The sequence below is a fragment of the Pseudomonas fluorescens genome (genome assembly GCF_000967965.1).
In the GTDB taxonomy this organism is placed as follows: domain Bacteria; phylum Pseudomonadota; class Gammaproteobacteria; order Pseudomonadales; family Pseudomonadaceae; genus Aquipseudomonas; species Aquipseudomonas grandcourensis.
This window is the reverse complement of record NZ_LACC01000040.1, coordinates 1-16,571: the sequence shown is the minus strand read 5'-3', so window position 1 is coordinate 16,571 and position 16,571 is coordinate 1. Positions and strand designations below refer to the sequence as shown.

Here is a 16,571-nt window from a genome sequence, read left to right as displayed (position 1 = left end):
CCATAAGCCGCCGTTACCGCAGAAACGGATATGTACTCAATCACCCAAGAACCTGGTCGGCCCAGAGGCCGCCAAGGTCAAAGAAAACCTAAGAAACATCCAAAGCCAAAGACATGAACTGACCGATCCGCGACCGCAACCACCGCTCCGCCGGATCATTGTCATGCACCCCGCTCCAGGCCATCGACAACTGCGCCGCCTCAATCTCGAACGGCGGATCCTCAGCCCGCAACCCACACCCCTCCACCAACGCACACGCCGCATAATCCGGCACAGTGGCAATCATCTCGGTACCGGCGAGCAACGCCCGCAACCCACTGAACTGCGGCACCCCCAACACCACACGACGACTACGCCCGACCTTCGCCAGATCCAGGTCGATATTGCCGCTCAAGTCCCCCGAGAACGACACCATCGCATGGGGCCGCTCACAGTACTCATCCAGGGTCAGCGTCCCCGGCCGGGTGTCGCCGCGCAGCACCTTGCAGGGAATATCGCGCAGCTTCTTGCGCTTGGCATTGGCCGGCAGATCCGTGGTGTAACTCACTCCCACCGAGATTTCCCCCGACGCCAGCAGCGTCGGCATCAACAGGTAATTGGCCCGCCGCACGACCACAACGATGCCCGGCGCTTCCTCTTGCAACTGACGCAGCAACGGCGGAAACAAACCGAACTCGGCATCGTCCGACAGACCGATGCGAAACACATCGCAACTGGTCGCCGGATCGAATTCCTTGGCCCGGCTGACCGCGCCGGAAATGGTGTCCATCGCCGGCTGCAACTCCTTGAGAATCGCCAACGCCCGCGCCGTCGGTTCCATGCCGCGACCGTTGCGCAGCAGCAATGGGTCATCGAACAGATCACGCAAACGCCCCAGCGCGGCGCTCACCGCCGGTTGGCCCACGAACAGTTTTTCCGCGACGCGGGTCAGGTTCTTTTCGAACATCAGGGCTTCGAAAATCACCAGCAGGTTCATGTCGACGCGACGCAGATCGTTACGGTTCATAGGCTCGGGTTCCTTGTGTGTGTTCGGCCAAGCGCGAGGATGAGAATTGTGTCTGACTTTACCCAAGACTTCCCGCAGTGAGCGAGGAATTAACAACGATTAACTCGCAAGCCAGAGCCTTCGGGTCCAAGAATGAAGCCTACCGACACGGACATTCGCCATGGCTCACGTTCAGCAAAATGCCGCCCCCGCGTCATTCACGCCTATGCCAAAGAAAAGCACCGGTGGCCTCAGCCCACAACGCGAAAAACGGGTTAAACAACTGATCCTCGAGCGTCTGGGCGACAGCCTGGAAGTCACTGAACTGGCACAGGCCTGCGCCCTCTCGCGCAGTCACTTCTCCCGCGCGTTCAAGTGCAGCACAGGCCTCTCGCCACAGGACTGGATTCGCCAGCAGCGCATTGCCCTGGCCAAGCAATTGATCCAGTACACCGACCTGAGCCTCACGCAGATCAGCCTCGAATGCGGCTTCTGCGATCAGGCGCACTTCTGCCATATCTTCACCCGCAGCGAAGGCATCAATCCGTTTGCCTGGCGCTGTCAGTTTGTTCGCGGCGCCTCGTTGAGCAGCAAACGATCGCAGGTTACGCCAGCCCCTACAGAGCTGTGTGTACACCCTTAGGAGCTCGCGCAGCCTGCGATCTTTCAGTCAGACATCAACCCTTGAGAAACGCCAACAGATCCGCGTTGAGCTGGTCCTTGTGGGTGTCGGTCAAACCATGAGGGGCGCCCGGGTAAATCTTCAGGGTCGAGCCCTTCACCAGTCTGGCGGAGGAGACGCCCGCCGCTTCGTACGGCACGACCTGATCCGCATCGCCATGCACCACCAGGGTCGGCACGTCGAACTTCTTCAGGTCCTCGGTGAAGTCGGTTTCCGAGAACGCCTTGATACAGTCGTAGGCGTTCTTGTGGCCGGCCATCATGCCCTGCATCCAGAACCAGTCGATCATGCCCTGGGACGGTTTCGCGTCAGGTTTGTTGAAGCCGAAGAACGGGCCGCTGGCGAGGTCGATGTACAGCTGCGAACGGTCGGCCAGCGAGGCCTGGCGGATGCCGTCGAACACTTCCAGCGGCAGGCCGCCGGGGTTGGCTTCGGTCTTGAGCATCTGCGGCGGCACCGCGGAAATCAGCCCGGCTTTGGCCACCCGGCCGGTGCCGTGACGACCGATGTAACGCGCCACCTCGCCACCGCCGGTGGAGAAGCCGAACAGCACGGCGTTTTGCAGGTCGAGCAGCTCGATCAACTGCGCCAGGTCGTCGGCGTAATGGTCCATGTCATTGCCCGACCACGGCTGGCTGGAGCGCCCATGACCACGACGGTCGTGGGCGATGACCCGGAAACCCTTGGAGGCCAGGAAGATCATCTGCGATTCCCAGCTGTCGGCGTTGAGCGGCCAGCCGTGACTAAAGACAATCGGCTGACCGGTGCCCCAGTCCTTGTAGTAGATCTCGACGCCGTCGCGGGTAGTGAAGGTGCTCATGGGTAATGCCTCCTTAACGAGTGTTGGGGTGAATCAAACCGGTAACGGGTTCATGCGATCGGCCAGGCGCGCCACCCGCTCGCCCAGGTGCGCCGCGGTGCAGCGATCCTCCGGGGGTGGCGCATCGTCGGGGGATTGCTCGACATTCGACTGGGCCATGGCGCCCAGCGAGCTGCCCAGGCGGTTGAGTTGGCCGTTGAATGCGCCGGTGCTGGAGCGTGCCGGCAGCAGGTCGAGGCCGACCCAGATCATCGAGTGCTGGGCGGCGAACACCGCCATCTGCAGCAGGGTGTTTAGCTTGTCGCCGCACAGGCTGCCGGAATTGGTGAAGCCCGCCGCGAGTTTGTCGCGCCAGGGCTGGGCCAGGTAGAACGCCGCCGTGGCCTCCATGAACGCCTTGAAGGCCGCCGAGGCACTGCCCATGTAGGTCGGCGCGCCGAAGATGATGGCGTCGGCGCGGTGCAGCCGCGCCCAGTGCTCGTCCACATCCTCGACCGGGATCAACTGGCAGGTGCTGCCCAAGTGCCGTTCCACACCCGCGGCCACGGCTTCGGCCATGACCCGGGTGTGCCCGTAGCCACTGTGATAGACCACCACCACGTTGCTCATTGCTCTGTCCTTGCGATGGATGGGAATCCATTTGTAGGAGCGAGCTTGCTCCGGGCGGCGTTCCGACGATGGTGTGTCAACAGCATTGGTGTCGACTGATACTCCATCGCGAGCAAGCTCGCTCCTACAGGAAGAGAGTTTTGGCGCAGACCGGACGCAGGACGAGTTAAACGTTGTTAATTTTCCTTGGCGCGCAAAAAGCCCCGGCAAGTGCTGTCCATCTGTCGCACCCAATGTTTTCGGGACCGACAGCCACTGGCCGATACGCTAGAGTCAATGCCTGCCCCTTCAGTCACCCGGGTGGCGCATTGCGCTCTGTAAAAAACCTGAGGAATATGCTCGAAAACCGCGTACTAGACGGATGCAGCAGGAGCGACTCGTTGACCCTTTCCCCCGAACAGGCTGTGCATTTCGGCCCTTACCGGGTCTACCCCGGCCAACGCCTGGTGATGGAGGCCGACCAGCCTTTGCGCCTGGGCCGGCGCGCCATGGACATCCTGTTGATCCTGCTTGAGCACGCCGGCAACGTGGTCAGCAAGCAGCAATTGATCGCCCGGGTCTGGCCCAACAGCGTGGTCGAAGACATCAACCTGCGGGTGCACATGGCCGCGTTGCGCAAGGCGCTCGGCGACGGTCAGGCCGGCCAGCGCTACATCGTCACCGTGGCCCAGCGCGGGTACAGCTTCGTCGCACCGCACTCACTGGAGCAGGCCGAGCAACCGCCAGCGCCCGTGGCTTGCGCACCGAGCCGACATAACCTGCCGGTGCGCCGCACGCGCATGATCGGCCGGCAGACGCTGGTCGACAACCTGATGGAGCAACTGCCCCGCCAGCGCTTCATCACCCTCGTCGGCCCCGGCGGCATCGGCAAGACCACCGTGGCCTTGCGGGTCGCCGAGCAAATGATCGGTCGCTACCGGGACGGCATTCACCTGCTGGACCTGGCCCCGATCAACTGCCCGCTGATGATCGACGGCCACTTGGCGACGTTGCTCGAACTGGCCCTGCACGACGATGAACCCCTGAGCGGTCTTGCCGACTGTCTGCGCGACAGGCAAATGCTGTTGGTCATCGACAACTGCGAACACCTGGTCGACGCCATCGCCCAGCTCAGCGAACAGATTCTGCGCAGTGCGCCGCACGTGCATATTCTCGCCACCAGCCGCGAGAGCCTGCGGGCCGAAGGGGAATTCGTCCAGCGTCTGGAATCACTCGACTGCCCGCCGCCCATCGCCGTCCTCGACCGCGCCCAGGCCATGACCTTTTCCGCCCTGCAACTGTTTGTCGAGCGGGCCATGGCCAGCCATGACAGCTTTGAACTGACGGACGATAAGCTGCCGCTGTTGATCGACATCTGCCACCGACTGGACGGCATTCCGCTGGCCATCGAACTGGCGGCGGCGCAAGTGGGCAACTTCGGATTGCCCGGCTTGCTGGCGCAACTGCAGAGCAGCTTCCGGGTGTTGACCCAGCCTTGCCAGGTGCCCCTGGCACGCCATCAGACCCTGCGCGCAACGTTGGACTGGAGCTTCGAGTTGCTCAACGCCTGCGAAAAGACCTGCCTGCGCCGACTCAGTGTGTTTCGCGGCAGCTTCACCCTGGAGTCGGCGGCGGCGGTGATTGTCGGCGAACACATCGAACCCCGCGAGGCGTTTGGCTCGATCACCCAACTGGTCGCCAAGTCCATGTTGAACGTGGAGGTGGGCGACGAGGATGTTTACTACCGCCTGCTCGACACCACCCGCCGTTACGCCCTGGAAAAACTCACGCAAACCACCGACCTGCCCGCCACGCGGGAGCGGCATGCCGAGCGCTGCCTGGCGTTGATGCAACAGGCGCAGGACGACTGGGAGAAAACCTCGACCGCCCTGTGGCTCGAGCGCTATGGCAGGGCCCTGGAGGACGTCCGTGCGGCCCTCGATTGGGGTTTGCACGCGCAAGGGCCGCAGGCACTGGCGATACGCCTGGCCGCGACGTCCACGCCCCTGTGGCAGGAGTTGTCACTGCTCAAGGAGCACGGCGGTTATGTGCGCAAGGCGCTGGCCTTGCTCGAGCAGTCTGCCGAACCTTGCCCGCGCTTGCAGATAGCCCTCAAGCTGGCCCTGGGCAGTGCCTGTTACCACGCTCAAGGAGCCAGCGCCGAAACCATTGGCGCTTTTGTCAGCGCCAGAGCCCTGGCCATCCGACTCAACGATGTGGCCGGTCAGTTGCGGGCGATTTCCGGGCACCTGGCGGTCAATCTCAGCTGCGGCCATTATCAAATGGCCCTGGAACAGAGCCGGCAATTCGATCGACTGGGGCTGCATGACGACGCCCTGATGTCCCTGAGCATGCATCGATTGCGGGTGCTCGCCCTGCACTTCTCCGGCAACCAGCGACAGGCTGGGGAGCATGCCGAACAGGTGCTGCAACGCATGGCCCACAGTGGTCATCTCAACCGTTTCACCCATGGCTTCGGCGTGCAATACGACCAGAGCGTCGCGGCGCTGACCATCCACGCGCGCATCCTATGGCTGCAAGGCCAACCGGAACAAGCCTGGCGCACAGCCCGGCAGGCGCTGGACATCGCGCTGCAGATCAACCACGGCACGTCGATCTGCTACACCCTGGCGCTCGCCGGCTGCCTGATCGCCCACTACAACGGCGATACCCGCAGCGCCCGCGAACTCCTGCGCCTGCTGCTGCAACAGGCGCAGAAGCACTCGGTGCTGCTGTTCTATCACTGGGCGCAACACTACGCGCAGGTGATCGGCGGCACCGATGTTCGGCCAACCGGCCGCCAACGTGTCGGTTTGATCAAGGACATCATGGTCACGCTGGATTCAACCTGTGTCGACGATGATTTGCTCGAGCGTGCGCAAAGCGGTGCGTCGGACTGGAGCACGGCAGAGATTCTGCGGGCCGGGGCCAGGACGTTGCTGGCAACGGATTGCCCGGTAAAAGCCGCAACGGCCGAAACGGTATTGCTCAAGGCACTCAACGTGGCAAAGACCCAGGGTGCCCTGGCCTGGGAGCTGCGCAGCGCCACCTCACTGGCGCAGTTGTGGCAGCGTCAGGGCGATCCCCAACGGGCGCATCAATTGCTGGCCCCAATCTACCAGCGCTACACCGAAGGTTTCGCCACGCCCGACTTGATGACCGTTCGCCAGCTACTCGACGAGTTGCAATGCCACCTGCCCGCCTGAAGGCCGGCGCATTTGACTGACGTAACCGGCATAACGCATTTCAAGGGCTCGCAACTCACCACTGAGTTCGAGTTTTTCCAGGGCGTAGGTGCGGGTGGTGTTGAGGAAGCGGTAGCGGGTCACACCGCCGCCCTGCTCCTGGGACAGCAATGACTTGAGTGTGAGGTTGTCCAGCACCTCGATCAGCTCGGCGACCGGCAACGCGTCGCCGCTGATCACGCCAATCGCTGCGTTCTGGGTAAAGGCCATCTTGAACACCGCCAGGCGCTGCAACACGGTTTGCTCCACGGCAGTCAAACGTTCGTAGCTCCAGTCCAGCGCAGCCTTGAGCGTCTGGTGCCGGGGCACGGCCGTGCGGCGGCCCTGGGACAGCAACTGAAAACAGTTATCGAGTTGCGCCTGCAACCCCACCAGCGCCAGCGCATCGATTTGCGCCGCTGCCAGTTCAATCGCCAGCGGCAGGCCGTCGAGGCGTCGGCAGATTTCCCGTACGGTCTTGAGGTCTTGTTCGCGCAGGGTGAACCCTTGCTGACGGGTCCGGGCACGGCTGACGAACAACTGCACCGCCGAATAGCCCATGACCTCGGCAACACTGCGTAGCGCTGACGTTGGCGGCACCGCCAGCGGTGGCAGAGGCAATACGGTTTCGCCCGCGGCCTTGAGCGGCTCGCGGCTGGTGGCGAGGATCGACAGACGGGGTAGCGAAGCCAGCAGCGTTTCGATCAACGTCTGACAGCGTTCGAGCAGGTGTTCGCAGTTGTCCAGGACCAACAAGGCATGCCGCTGCGCCAGCGCCTCCAACGTGGTGCCGACCTCCAGCCCAAGGGTTCGTGTGAGGTGATCGGTCACTTGCGCCGGGTCGTCGATCGGCGCCAGGTCCACCAGCCACACGCCGTGCCGATAGTGCTGCAACAACAGTTCGGCCACGCGCAGTGCCACGGTGGTCTTGCCGATCCCGCACGGGCCGACCAGGGTCATGAATCGGCGCACCGGCAGTTGCCGCACCAGGCTGCCGACAATCGCATCGCGCCCGGTGATCGGCGTGAGCCGTGCCGGCAAGTTGTGCAGGGGCTTTTTTACGGTCTCGCTCGGGAACGCTACGGGCTGCGGCGAATGCTGTACCGGGGCGACAAAACTGTAGCCGCGCTGGGGAATGTTGACGATGTAGCACTGGCCGTTCTGCCCGTCGCCCAAGGCTCGGCGCAGGGCGGCAATGTGTACCCGCAGGTTGATCTCTTCGACCACGGAGCGCGGCCAGACCTGCGCAATCAACTCCTCCTTGCTGACCACCGAGCCGGCGTGTTCGACCAGCACCTGCAACACATCAAGGGCGCGGCCGCCCAGGCGCAGCGGTCGATCGCCCTCCAGCACCAGTCGCTGACTGAGGTGGAAAGCGTAGGGTCCGAATTGCAGCACCGCTTCGCTGTTCAAATCTCTGAGACTGTTCATACGCTGTCACTCGCTGCAAGCCTGGCTTCCAGCCCAGGCTCCGCACCGTCCTTGCAATGAGTTCAGCGGTATCTTGGCAGGCCTCGGTGACGGTACAACTGCCACGGGGGGAGCGTTACGGCCATTGCGGTGCGCAGGACGGACACGCGCGCTAGCTGAACTGCTCGCGGTATTGGGTCGGGGTCAGGCCAAGCTTTTCACTGAACAGAAAACGCATGTGCCGCACGCTGCCGAAGCCACTTTTGAAGGCCACGGTCTTGAGCGGCAACTCGGTGGTTTCCAGCTGGTTCCTGGCGCAATCGATACGCGCGCTTTGCAAAAACTCCATCGGCGTCATGCTCACTTCCCGGGCGAACACCCTGGCGAAATGACGCGGGCTCATGTTGGCCAGACCGGCCATGCGCTCGATGCTGTAGGTTTCATCGAGATGTTCAAGCACATGGTCCTGCACCCGGGTAATCGCCGTTTCGTGAGGGGCCACCGCCGCCATCAACGGGCTGAACTGCGCCTGCCCACCCTGGCGTTTCATCACCACCAGCAGCACCTTGGCCACGTCCTGGGCGACTTTCTTGCCATGGTCCCGGGCCACCACCGACAAGGCCAGGTCAATCCCGGCGGTGACGCCACCGGAAGTGATCAGGTTGCGGTCCTGGACGAAGATCTGATCGGTCTCGACGGTCGCCTTCGGAAAGCCCTTGATCAGCCGCTCGGTGTAGTGCCAGTGGGTGGTGACGCGATAGCCGTCGAGCAAACCGGCATGTCCCAACACGAACGCCCCGGTGCAGATCGAGCCGTAACCGGCGGACCGGCTGACGTTGTGCCTGAGCCAGTCGAGCAACGGCGGATGCTTTTCGTTGTAGGCACCGGGCCCACCGGGCACCAGCAGCAGATCAAAACCTTCGCAGACCTGGTCGATGTGCCGGTCGGCGTGCACGCTCACCCCGTTGGACGCCCGCAGTGCGCCGTGCTCGGTGCCGATGGTCGACAGCACATAGTGATCGTCGGGTTTCAGATAACGATTGGCGATGGAAAACACTTCCATGGGCCCGGCCATGTCGAGCAGGAGAAAGTCGGGAAACAGCACCATTGCCACGGTTTTCATGGGTTGGAGTCCACTGAGCTCAAATCAGGAAGCATTGACCGACATTGAAGCCCGCTCCCACAGGTTTTATTGCCACAAATTATGGCGAATTATGCCTCAAACATCGGCGACTCATTCCACAAACAACTGTCAATCCAAACAGGACAGTATTTCAATTTTCATCTACTTATTGCATCAACCAGTAACCATTAACCTTCTCCTCACTCGGACGAATTCACGTCCCCACAGGAGATTTCATCATGCTGACTCTTCGCAAAGCCTCGGATCGTGGCCTGGCCAATCACGGCTGGTTGAAGTCATTCCATACCTTTTCCTTCGCCAACTATCGCAATCCGAAAGAGCAGGGTTTTTCCGACCTGTTGGTGATCAACGACGACCGCGTCGCAGCCGGTAAAGGCTTCGGCCAGCACCCGCACCGCGACATGGAAATTTTCTCCTATGTGCTTGAAGGCGCCCTGGAACACAAAGACACCCTGGGCACCGGTTCGGTGATCCGCCCCGGCGACGTGCAACTGATGAGCGCAGGCAGCGGCGTGGCCCACAGTGAGTTCAACCACTCGAGCACCCGGCCGGTGCACTTTCTGCAGATCTGGATCGTGCCCGACGTCAGCGGCGCTAAACCGCGCTATCAGCAAGAGCATTTCAGCACCCAGAAGAAACGCGGGCGCCTGCAGCTGATCATTTCGCCGGACGGCGCCAAGGGTTCGCTCAAGGTACGTCAGGATGCACGGGTGTATGCCGGCCTGATCGACGGCAAGGAAAGCGCCACCCTGGAGCTGGCCGCCAACCGCTACGCCTATGTGCATGTGGCCCGGGGCAGCGTCGAACTCAACGGTGTGTTGTTGCAGGAAGGCGACGGTGTGCGGGTTCGTGATGAACAGGCGCTGACCTTGAGCAATGGCGTGGATGCTGAAGTGCTGGTCTTTGACCTGCGTCCACAGGAACTGCCGGAAATGCCATGACAAAACCCTGTAGGAGCGAGCCTGCTCGCGATGCGTTGTGTCATTCAACAGTGATGTCGTCTGACACTCCGCCATCGCGAGCAAGCTCGCTCCCACAGGATTTGTGCCACCTGGAATTACTCGCCGGTGCCGGCGAACCCCGCGACAATCTCATCGATCACCGCCCGGACCCTGGCTGTATGCCGCAGGTCCGCATGGGTCACCAGCCAGATGTCATAAGGCATTGGCCGCGAGCGCTCCGGCCACAGCCTGACCAGCCCCTCCTTCTCCCCGATGTACACCGGAATCTCCCCAACTCCGATCCCCGCCGCAATCGACCGACGCACCAGCAGGCTGGAACTGAGGCTCGCGACAATCCGCCCGCGGACCACCGGTTCCGAGACCAGCGTCATGTCCTTGTTGCTCTGCAAATGCGGCTGATACACCACCAGGTCATGCCCGGCGAAAGCCGAGCCCGGCTCCGGCACGCCGTGGGCATCGACATAGGCTTGCGAGGCAAACAACCCCACCGGCCAACGGGCGATGCGCCGGGCGATGAGGTCAGGGTTCTCCGGTCGGGTGTTGCGTACGGCGATGTCCGCTTCGCGTTTTGCCAGGCTGAGGATCTGCGTGGTGGCGTCCAGTTGCACCCGTACATCCGGGTGTTGCCGATGCAGGCGGGCAATCGCCGGGATCAGGAAATCAATCGCCAGGGAGTCGGTGGTGCTGACGCGAACCGTGCCGGTCAAGCGATCGTCCAGGCCCTGGATCTGGCGTTCCAGTTCCAGCGCCGAATGCTCCATTTTCTCCACGGCCTTGAGTGCCGCTTCGCCGACAGCCGTCAGCGCATAACCTTCGGAAGTGCGCAGGAACAAGGTCGCACTCAAGGACTTTTCCAGTGCCGTGATGCGCCTGCCGACCGTGGCCTGGTCTACTCCCAACACCCGCGCCGCCCCGCGCAACGTCGATTCCCGGCAAACCGCGAGAAATACCCGGGCGTCATCCCAATTCATCACGCTCTCCTGATGATGCAATTTCGCATCAGCATAGCGCGTATTCGCTGCATTAATGCTTCGTAAAACCTCGATATGCTGAAGGCCTGAGTGACCTCAGGACAACGCTCGTGCACCGCTCACCGCGGCGCCATAATCTTTCGCACACCACAGGTATAGGAAATGACACTCCCCCAGACCATGACCCTGATCGAAATCACCGAACCCGGTGGCCCTGAGGTCCTGCAACCGCGCCAGGTGCCTGTGCCCGTTGCCGGGACCGGCGAGATTCTGATCCGCGTGCACGCCGCCGGGGTCAATCGCCCCGACGCGCTTCAGCGGGCCGGCAAGTATCCGATGAAGCCCGGCATGAACCCGAACCCGGGGCTGGAAGTGGCCGGCGAAGTGGTGGCGATTGGCGCGGGCGTCAGCGAATTAGCGCTGGGCGACAAGGTTTGCGCCCTGACCAATGGCGGCGGGTATGCGCAATACTGCGTGGTCCCGGCCAGTCAGGCCCTGCCGGTTCCCGAAGGCATGGACTGGGTGCAGGCGGCGGCCCTACCGGAAACCTTTTTCACGGTCTGGGCCAACCTGTTCGGCCTTGGCGCTGCCCGCCAGGGGCAGCGTGCCTTGATCCACGGCGGCACCAGCGGCATCGGCACCACCGCGTTGATGTTATGCCGCGAACTCGGCATCGAAGCGTTCGCCACCGCCGGCAGCGACGAAAAATGCACGGCGATCCGCGAATTGGGCGCCGAGGCGATCAACTATCGCGATCAGGATTTTGTGCAGGTCATCGCGGAAAAAACCGCTGGCCAGGGCGTCAACGTGATTCTCGACATCATGGGCGGCTCGTACCTCAACAACAATGTGGCCGCCCTGGCCATGGACGGTCGCCTGGTGATGCTCGGCTTCCTCGGTGGCGCCCATGCCAGGGATGTCGATTTGCTGACGATCATGGCCAAACGCGCGGTCGTCACCGGCTCCCTGTTGCGCTCTCGGACCCGGGAAGAAAAAGCTGCCATTGCCCGCCAGTTGCACGAGCACGTATGGCCAGTGCTGAGCGCCGGACGCTGCCTGCCGATGATCGACCGGGTTTACCCGTTCACGGAGGCAGCGCAGGCCCATGCCCGGATGGAAGCGGGGGATCACATCGGCAAGATTGTTCTGCGGGTGGATAGTTGATGGCTCAGGGCTCGCAGGATGCCTGAAGGGTGGCGACCTCTGCGCCCTGCTCCCCCTGATATCGGGCCCGATAGCGCCCGGGGCTTTCCCCGGTCCACTTCTTGAACGCCCGATGGAAGGCGCTGGGTTCCTGGAAACCCAGTTGCTCGGCGATATCGCTGATGCTCGCATCGCTCTGACGCAGTTGCTCAAAGGCCACGCCGCGGCGTACTTCGTCCTTGATCTCCTGATAGGAACAGCCCTCACGCTCCAGTTTGCGGCGGAAGGTGCTGGGGCTCAGGTGCTGTTCCAGGGCGAAGGCCTGCAACGTCGGCCACTCGCTGTAATGACTACCGCGCAAGCGCTGGTGAACCTGGGATGCCAGGCCATGCTGGTTACGGAAGCGGATCACCAGCCATTGCGGCGCGGTACGCAGGAACACTTTCAGCGACGCCAGATCCTGAACCACGGGCAGGCGCAAGTAGTGGCTGGCAAATTCGATTTCGGTGCGCTCGGCACCAAAGGTCAGGTTGGGGCCCCAGAGCAGGCGGTCGTCACCCAGCGACAGGCGCGAATGGCGGAAGTCCGCGCGGTCGATGGGAATGCGCCGCCCGCCCAGCCAGCACAGCAGACTGATCATCAATACCAGGAAGGTTTCTTCACCAAACCGGCTGGCATCGTTGTCCGCCGAACGGGTTTCCAGGCTGATCACCGCACGCTTGCCACGCACGGCCAGCGAGCCGCGAAAGTCGCGCAGGAACAAACCGAAGTTGGCCAGGCACTGACGCATGGCCTTGTGCAGATCGGGCTCCTGAATCAAGGCGCGGCAAATCAGGGCGAAACTGCCCGGCGGCATGCCATGGGAGTCGAGCCCGAAAAACTCATCGTCGAGCTCACGGATCTGGATCAGCCACAACGCCGCAAACGCACTGGCCGGCACCCGCGCCGTGGGTTGGTGCATGACCACCGGATCAATGCCCGCCTGTTCGAGCACGGCCGTCACGCGCTGCGGATCATCCCTCAGCCCATGGATCATTGCCTGCACGAAATAGGCGGCAACCGAGTCCTTTTCCCGCATTGGTTCGTTTCTCTCTCATCACCCGAATGGCAAAAAACATCAGTGCCGTTGAACAGTTTTGGCATAGGACAACCGCCCTGCCGGCTCTAGACTCGCGGCAATAGTACGCCTTCGGCCGCCGTCGCGGCCAAGGTATCGCAGGGTTTGATCGAAGGATGGGAAGATGAAACTGCAAAACATCGGGGTGATCGGTGCGGGCACCATGGGCAACGGCATCGCGCAAGTCTGCGCCATGGCCGGTTTCAACGTGACCTTGCTCGACATTTCCGAAAGCGCTTTGCAAAAAGCCGTCGCAACGATCGGCAAGAACCTTGACCGGCAGATCGCCAAGCAAACCCTGACGCCAGAGCAGAAACAGGCGACCCTCGACAAAATCCGCACCAGCACCGATTACAGCGTCCTGGGTGACGCGCAATTGGTCATCGAAGCGGCCACTGAAAATCTCGACCTGAAACTGCGCGTGCTGCAACAGATCGCCGCGCAGGTCAGCAACGAATGCGTCATTGCCTCCAACACCTCGTCGCTGTCGATCACCCAACTCGCCGCCAGTGTCAGCCAGCCTGAACGCTTCATCGGCCTGCATTTCTTCAACCCGGTGCCGGTGATGGGCCTGATCGAAGTCATCCGCGGCCTGCAAACCAGTGATGCGACCCACCAACTGGCGCTGGACATGGCCACCACCCTCGGTAAAACCGCGATTACCGCGGGTAACCGTCCAGGTTTCGTGGTCAACCGGATCCTGGTGCCGATGATCAACGAAGCGATCCTGGTGTTCCAGGAAGGCCTGGCCAGCGCCGAAGACATCGACGCCGGCATGCGCCTGGGCTGCAATCAGCCTATCGGCCCGTTGGCCCTGGCGGACCTGATTGGCCTGGACACCCTGTTGTCGATCCTCGAAGCCTTCTATGACGGCTTCAACGACAGCAAATATCGCCCGGCGCCGTTGCTCAAGGAAATGGTCGCCGCCGGTTACCTGGGACGCAAAACGGGGCGCGGCTTCCATGCCTATGCCTGAGCGTTGCTCGCGCTTTGCCGAGTACCGGGACAAGGTCCTGGAGCTGTTTGCCTGCAAGGGGTTCGGCCAGGTCGGCATGCGTGAGCTCGCGACGTGCCTGGGGCTCTCCCCAGGCTCGCTGTATCACCATTACCCCAGCAAACAGCATCTGCTGCTCGATCTGATCGAGGAGTTTTACGAGGAGCTGCTGGCCACCCTGGGGCGTATCCAGCAAAAAGCTCCGGGCAAGCGCGACAAACTCAACAGCCTGATCCGCGCCCATCTGAACCTGCATCGGGAGATGCCCTGGCATTTCCGCCTGGTGGAGCGCGACAGCGGTTGCCTGAACGAAGAGCAACAGGCTCGGGTCAGGCAATTGCGCGAGCAGTACGAGCGCACGTTGCTGAGGATGCTGGGCGCGAAGTCGCGTTTCAGCGAACAAGGCCTGCTGGCAGCCGGGCATGCCATTGGCGCCCTGCTCAACAGTGCTCCCAGCTGGCTGACGCCACATGTGCTGGACGAGCAGGAACGTGATGAGCTACTCGAAAGTATGGTCAGCGGCGCCATCGAACGTGTGCTGGCGCCGCGGCGTGCGCCGGAAGCAATAAGCCTCGCACGTCCTATCGAAAAAACATCTAAAGAAACACAAGCACCGACAAAGATTTAGCGCTTTGCTTGTCGGCTCGACACAATCGGAATTCGCCGAAAAAACCGGCGTCCAAACCGATGTATGTACTCGAGCACCTGGAGCCGACCATGAAAATCAATCCCTACCTTATCTTCAACGGCGACTGCAAAGCTGCCTTCACGTTCTACGCGCAGTCCCTGCAAGGCAAGATCGAAGCCATGTTGACCTTCGGCGAAACGCCGGCCGCTGAGCATTGCCCCAAGGATCTGCACAACCTGATCATTCATACCCGCCTGATCGTGGGCGATCAGGCGATCATGGGATCGGACACCACACCGGATCGCCCCGTGGATAAAATGAGTGCCTGTTCGATTTCACTCAACGTCGACAGCATTGCCGAGGCCGAGCGGGTCTTCAATGCACTTGCAGGCGGTGGCACTGTGCAAATGCCACTTGAAACCACGTTCTGGGCGGCGCGCTTCGGCATGCTGGTCGACCGTTTTGGTGTGTCGTGGATGGTCAACTGCGAAAAAGATCAGTGAAAAGCCTTAGTTGATCGACAGTCTTCAAGGCACAAAAAAGCCCAACCTGAAAAGGTTGGGCGTTCTGGCAACTCCCGGCCTGTCTGCTACCGTCAACTAGCCACATGGATAGCAGCGAACCAGAGGAGCAAACCCACTATGCCGGCCCACGACCAGTCTCGGTCCACCCGTTTCAAATGCTTGCTTCTGGCCGGTGGACTGATCACCAGCCTGCTGACCCTCAATGGTTGCGCCACTGTCGATGCACAGACCACCGCCTATGTCGGCGTAGAACATCCGGCACCGACATCGCCGGACGAGGTTGTCGTGCTGCGTTCGGAGCCTGTGCGTCCGCATGTACGTCTGGGTGAAGTGTTGATCGACGCCAGCGTCGACCCTGCCCCGCCGATTACCGAAGTCGAACAGAAGCTGCGGGAAGAATCCGCCAAACTCGGTGGCGACGCGGTGGTGGTGGTCTATGACCATATTCAGGCGGTGGGTGCCTATGCCAACGGGCCGCTGTGGGCTCGCGACGTAAGGGCCATAGAGGGGCGCAAACTCAAAGGCATCGTGATCAAGTACCAGTAGATATCTCCCCCACGGAAGACAGCGTCAACGGAGGTTGAATTTGAATGACGTGGTGATCGCCCTCATCGTTTTCGCCTGCCTGTCCGCCAGCGCACTACTAGGCTCGTACGTAAGGGAGCGATTACCGAGCCATCACCTGAGCGACGACTCCGTGACCGTGGTGAAGCTGGCCACCGGCCTCATCGCAACGATGTCGGCGCTGGTCCTCGGCCTGCTGGTTTCCTCTGCCAAAGGCACATTCGATACGGCCAATGCCGAACTGGAGGGCGCGGCGGCGAAAGTGGTTCAATTCGACCGCTTGCTGGCCCGCTACGGCACCGACACCCAGGGCATCCGCACCGAGCTCAAGCACAACTACGCCGAAGTCACCCAGGTGCTCGCTTCCCGCGATCACCAGCAGATTGCAAAACTCGATAGCCCCGAAATGATCCGTCGCTCCGAAGGCCTGCAACGCCAGGTCGAATCACTGACGCCCGGCAACGATGATCAGCGCTCGCTCAAAGCCAAGGCATTGCAAGACATGGACACCGTGTTTGCTACCCGCTGGCTGACCCTGCTGCAGGCCAATCAATCGATTCCACCGGTGATGCTGGTGATCCTGGTGACGTGGCTGGGGATTATCTTCGGTTCGTTCGGGCTGTTTGCACCATGCAACGGCACCATTGTCGCCGTATTACTGATGTGTGCCCTGTCGACGGGGGCAACCATCCTGCTGGTAGAGGAACTCAATCGTCCGCTTGATGGTTTTATCTGTGTGTCGCTGGAACCGTTGGAGCACACACTGGAGCGGTTGGGGCAGTAATTTCATTTCCTGCGGACAAAAACAAAACCCC

At 61.7% G+C, this 16,571-nt stretch carries 16 protein-coding genes; 9 read left to right on the top strand and 7 right to left on the bottom strand.

Annotated elements, in window-relative coordinates:
* Nucleotides 1–88: 88 nt before the first annotated feature.
* Nucleotides 89–1,006 (bottom strand): LysR family transcriptional regulator, encoded by a 918-nt coding sequence (locus VC35_RS25855; protein WP_046043443.1) that lies wholly within the window; start codon nt 1,004–1,006, stop codon nt 89–91.
* 160 nt (nt 1,007–1,166) lie between these two features.
* Between VC35_RS25855 and VC35_RS25850 the strand changes: the two genes are divergently transcribed.
* On the top strand, nt 1,167–1,628 hold the full coding sequence (locus tag VC35_RS25850; protein ID WP_046043441.1) for a helix-turn-helix domain-containing protein: 462 nt from the start codon (nt 1,167–1,169) through the stop codon (nt 1,626–1,628).
* Between the two features lie 34 nt (nt 1,629–1,662).
* Here the strand turns inward: VC35_RS25850 and VC35_RS25845 are convergent, their stop codons facing one another.
* The gene (locus tag VC35_RS25845; RefSeq protein WP_046043440.1) at nt 1,663–2,487 is read right to left on the bottom strand and encodes an alpha/beta fold hydrolase; all 825 of its coding nucleotides are present in this window, start codon (nt 2,485–2,487) and stop codon (nt 1,663–1,665) included.
* A 33-nt stretch (nt 2,488–2,520) separates the two neighbouring features.
* A complete protein-coding gene (locus VC35_RS25840; protein ID WP_046043439.1) occupies nt 2,521–3,096 on the bottom strand; it encodes a flavodoxin family protein in 576 nt (191 codons plus the stop codon).
* 380 nt (nt 3,097–3,476) lie between these two features.
* On the opposite strand from VC35_RS25840, the gene VC35_RS25835 reads away from it, so the two are divergent.
* Nucleotides 3,477–6,281, top strand: a complete 2,805-nt coding sequence (locus VC35_RS25835) for an ATP-binding protein (protein ID WP_046043438.1) — start codon at nt 3,477–3,479, stop codon at nt 6,279–6,281.
* Here the strand turns inward: VC35_RS25835 and VC35_RS25830 are convergent.
* Together VC35_RS25830 and VC35_RS25825 are read right to left on the bottom strand one after the other, a co-directional pair.
* Nucleotides 6,246–7,730 carry an ATP-binding protein gene (locus VC35_RS25830; protein WP_046043437.1) on the bottom strand — a complete coding sequence of 495 codons (1,485 nt, stop codon included), beginning with the start codon at nt 7,728–7,730 and terminating at the stop codon, nt 6,246–6,248. The genes VC35_RS25835 and VC35_RS25830 overlap by 36 nt on opposite strands.
* Before the next feature lie 151 nt (nt 7,731–7,881).
* Nucleotides 7,882–8,832: a GlxA family transcriptional regulator gene (locus tag VC35_RS25825; protein WP_046043436.1), complete on the bottom strand. Its 951-nt coding sequence runs from the start codon at nt 8,830–8,832 to the stop codon at nt 7,882–7,884.
* A 239-nt stretch (nt 8,833–9,071) separates the two neighbouring features.
* Between VC35_RS25825 and VC35_RS25820 the strand changes: the two genes are divergently transcribed.
* Nucleotides 9,072–9,794 carry a pirin family protein gene (locus VC35_RS25820; protein ID WP_007971193.1) on the top strand — a complete coding sequence of 241 codons (723 nt, stop codon included), beginning with the start codon at nt 9,072–9,074 and terminating at the stop codon, nt 9,792–9,794.
* A gap of 116 nt (nt 9,795–9,910) precedes the next feature.
* Here the strand turns inward: VC35_RS25820 and VC35_RS25815 are convergent, their stop codons facing one another.
* Nucleotides 9,911–10,786 carry a LysR family transcriptional regulator gene (locus VC35_RS25815; RefSeq protein WP_046043435.1) on the bottom strand — a complete coding sequence of 292 codons (876 nt, stop codon included), beginning with the start codon at nt 10,784–10,786 and terminating at the stop codon, nt 9,911–9,913.
* Nucleotides 10,787–10,948: 162 nt separating this feature from the next.
* Between VC35_RS25815 and VC35_RS25810 the strand changes: the two genes are divergently transcribed.
* Nucleotides 10,949–11,950 (top strand): NAD(P)H-quinone oxidoreductase, encoded by a 1,002-nt coding sequence (locus VC35_RS25810; RefSeq protein ID WP_046043434.1) that lies wholly within the window; start codon nt 10,949–10,951, stop codon nt 11,948–11,950.
* A gap of 4 nt (nt 11,951–11,954) precedes the next feature.
* Here VC35_RS25810 and VC35_RS25805 read toward each other — a convergent pair whose 3' ends face one another.
* A complete protein-coding gene (locus VC35_RS25805) occupies nt 11,955–13,007 on the bottom strand; it encodes an AraC family transcriptional regulator (RefSeq protein ID WP_046043433.1) in 1,053 nt (350 codons plus the stop codon).
* 163 nt (nt 13,008–13,170) lie between these two features.
* Between VC35_RS25805 and VC35_RS25800 the strand changes: the two genes are divergently transcribed.
* The 5 genes from VC35_RS25800 to VC35_RS25780 all read left to right on the top strand — a co-directional run bounded on the left by VC35_RS25800 (nt 13,171) and on the right by VC35_RS25780 (nt 16,540).
* Complete coding sequence (locus VC35_RS25800; protein ID WP_046043432.1) at nt 13,171–14,022, top strand: 3-hydroxybutyryl-CoA dehydrogenase; 852 nt, start codon at nt 13,171–13,173, stop codon at nt 14,020–14,022.
* Nucleotides 14,009–14,668 carry a TetR/AcrR family transcriptional regulator gene (locus VC35_RS25795; RefSeq protein WP_046043431.1) on the top strand — a complete coding sequence of 220 codons (660 nt, stop codon included), beginning with the start codon at nt 14,009–14,011 and terminating at the stop codon, nt 14,666–14,668. Before VC35_RS25800 ends, VC35_RS25795 begins: the two co-directional genes overlap by 14 nt.
* 89 nt (nt 14,669–14,757) lie before the next feature.
* Nucleotides 14,758–15,171: a VOC family protein gene (locus VC35_RS25790; RefSeq protein WP_046043430.1), complete on the top strand. Its 414-nt coding sequence runs from the start codon at nt 14,758–14,760 to the stop codon at nt 15,169–15,171.
* Between the two features lie 138 nt (nt 15,172–15,309).
* The gene (locus tag VC35_RS25785) at nt 15,310–15,738 is read left to right on the top strand and encodes a hypothetical protein (RefSeq protein ID WP_046043429.1); all 429 of its coding nucleotides are present in this window, start codon (nt 15,310–15,312) and stop codon (nt 15,736–15,738) included.
* A gap of 49 nt (nt 15,739–15,787) precedes the next feature.
* Nucleotides 15,788–16,540, top strand: a complete 753-nt coding sequence (locus VC35_RS25780) for a bestrophin-like domain (protein WP_223466717.1) — start codon at nt 15,788–15,790, stop codon at nt 16,538–16,540.
* The last annotated feature ends 31 nt before the right edge of the window (nt 16,541–16,571 follow it).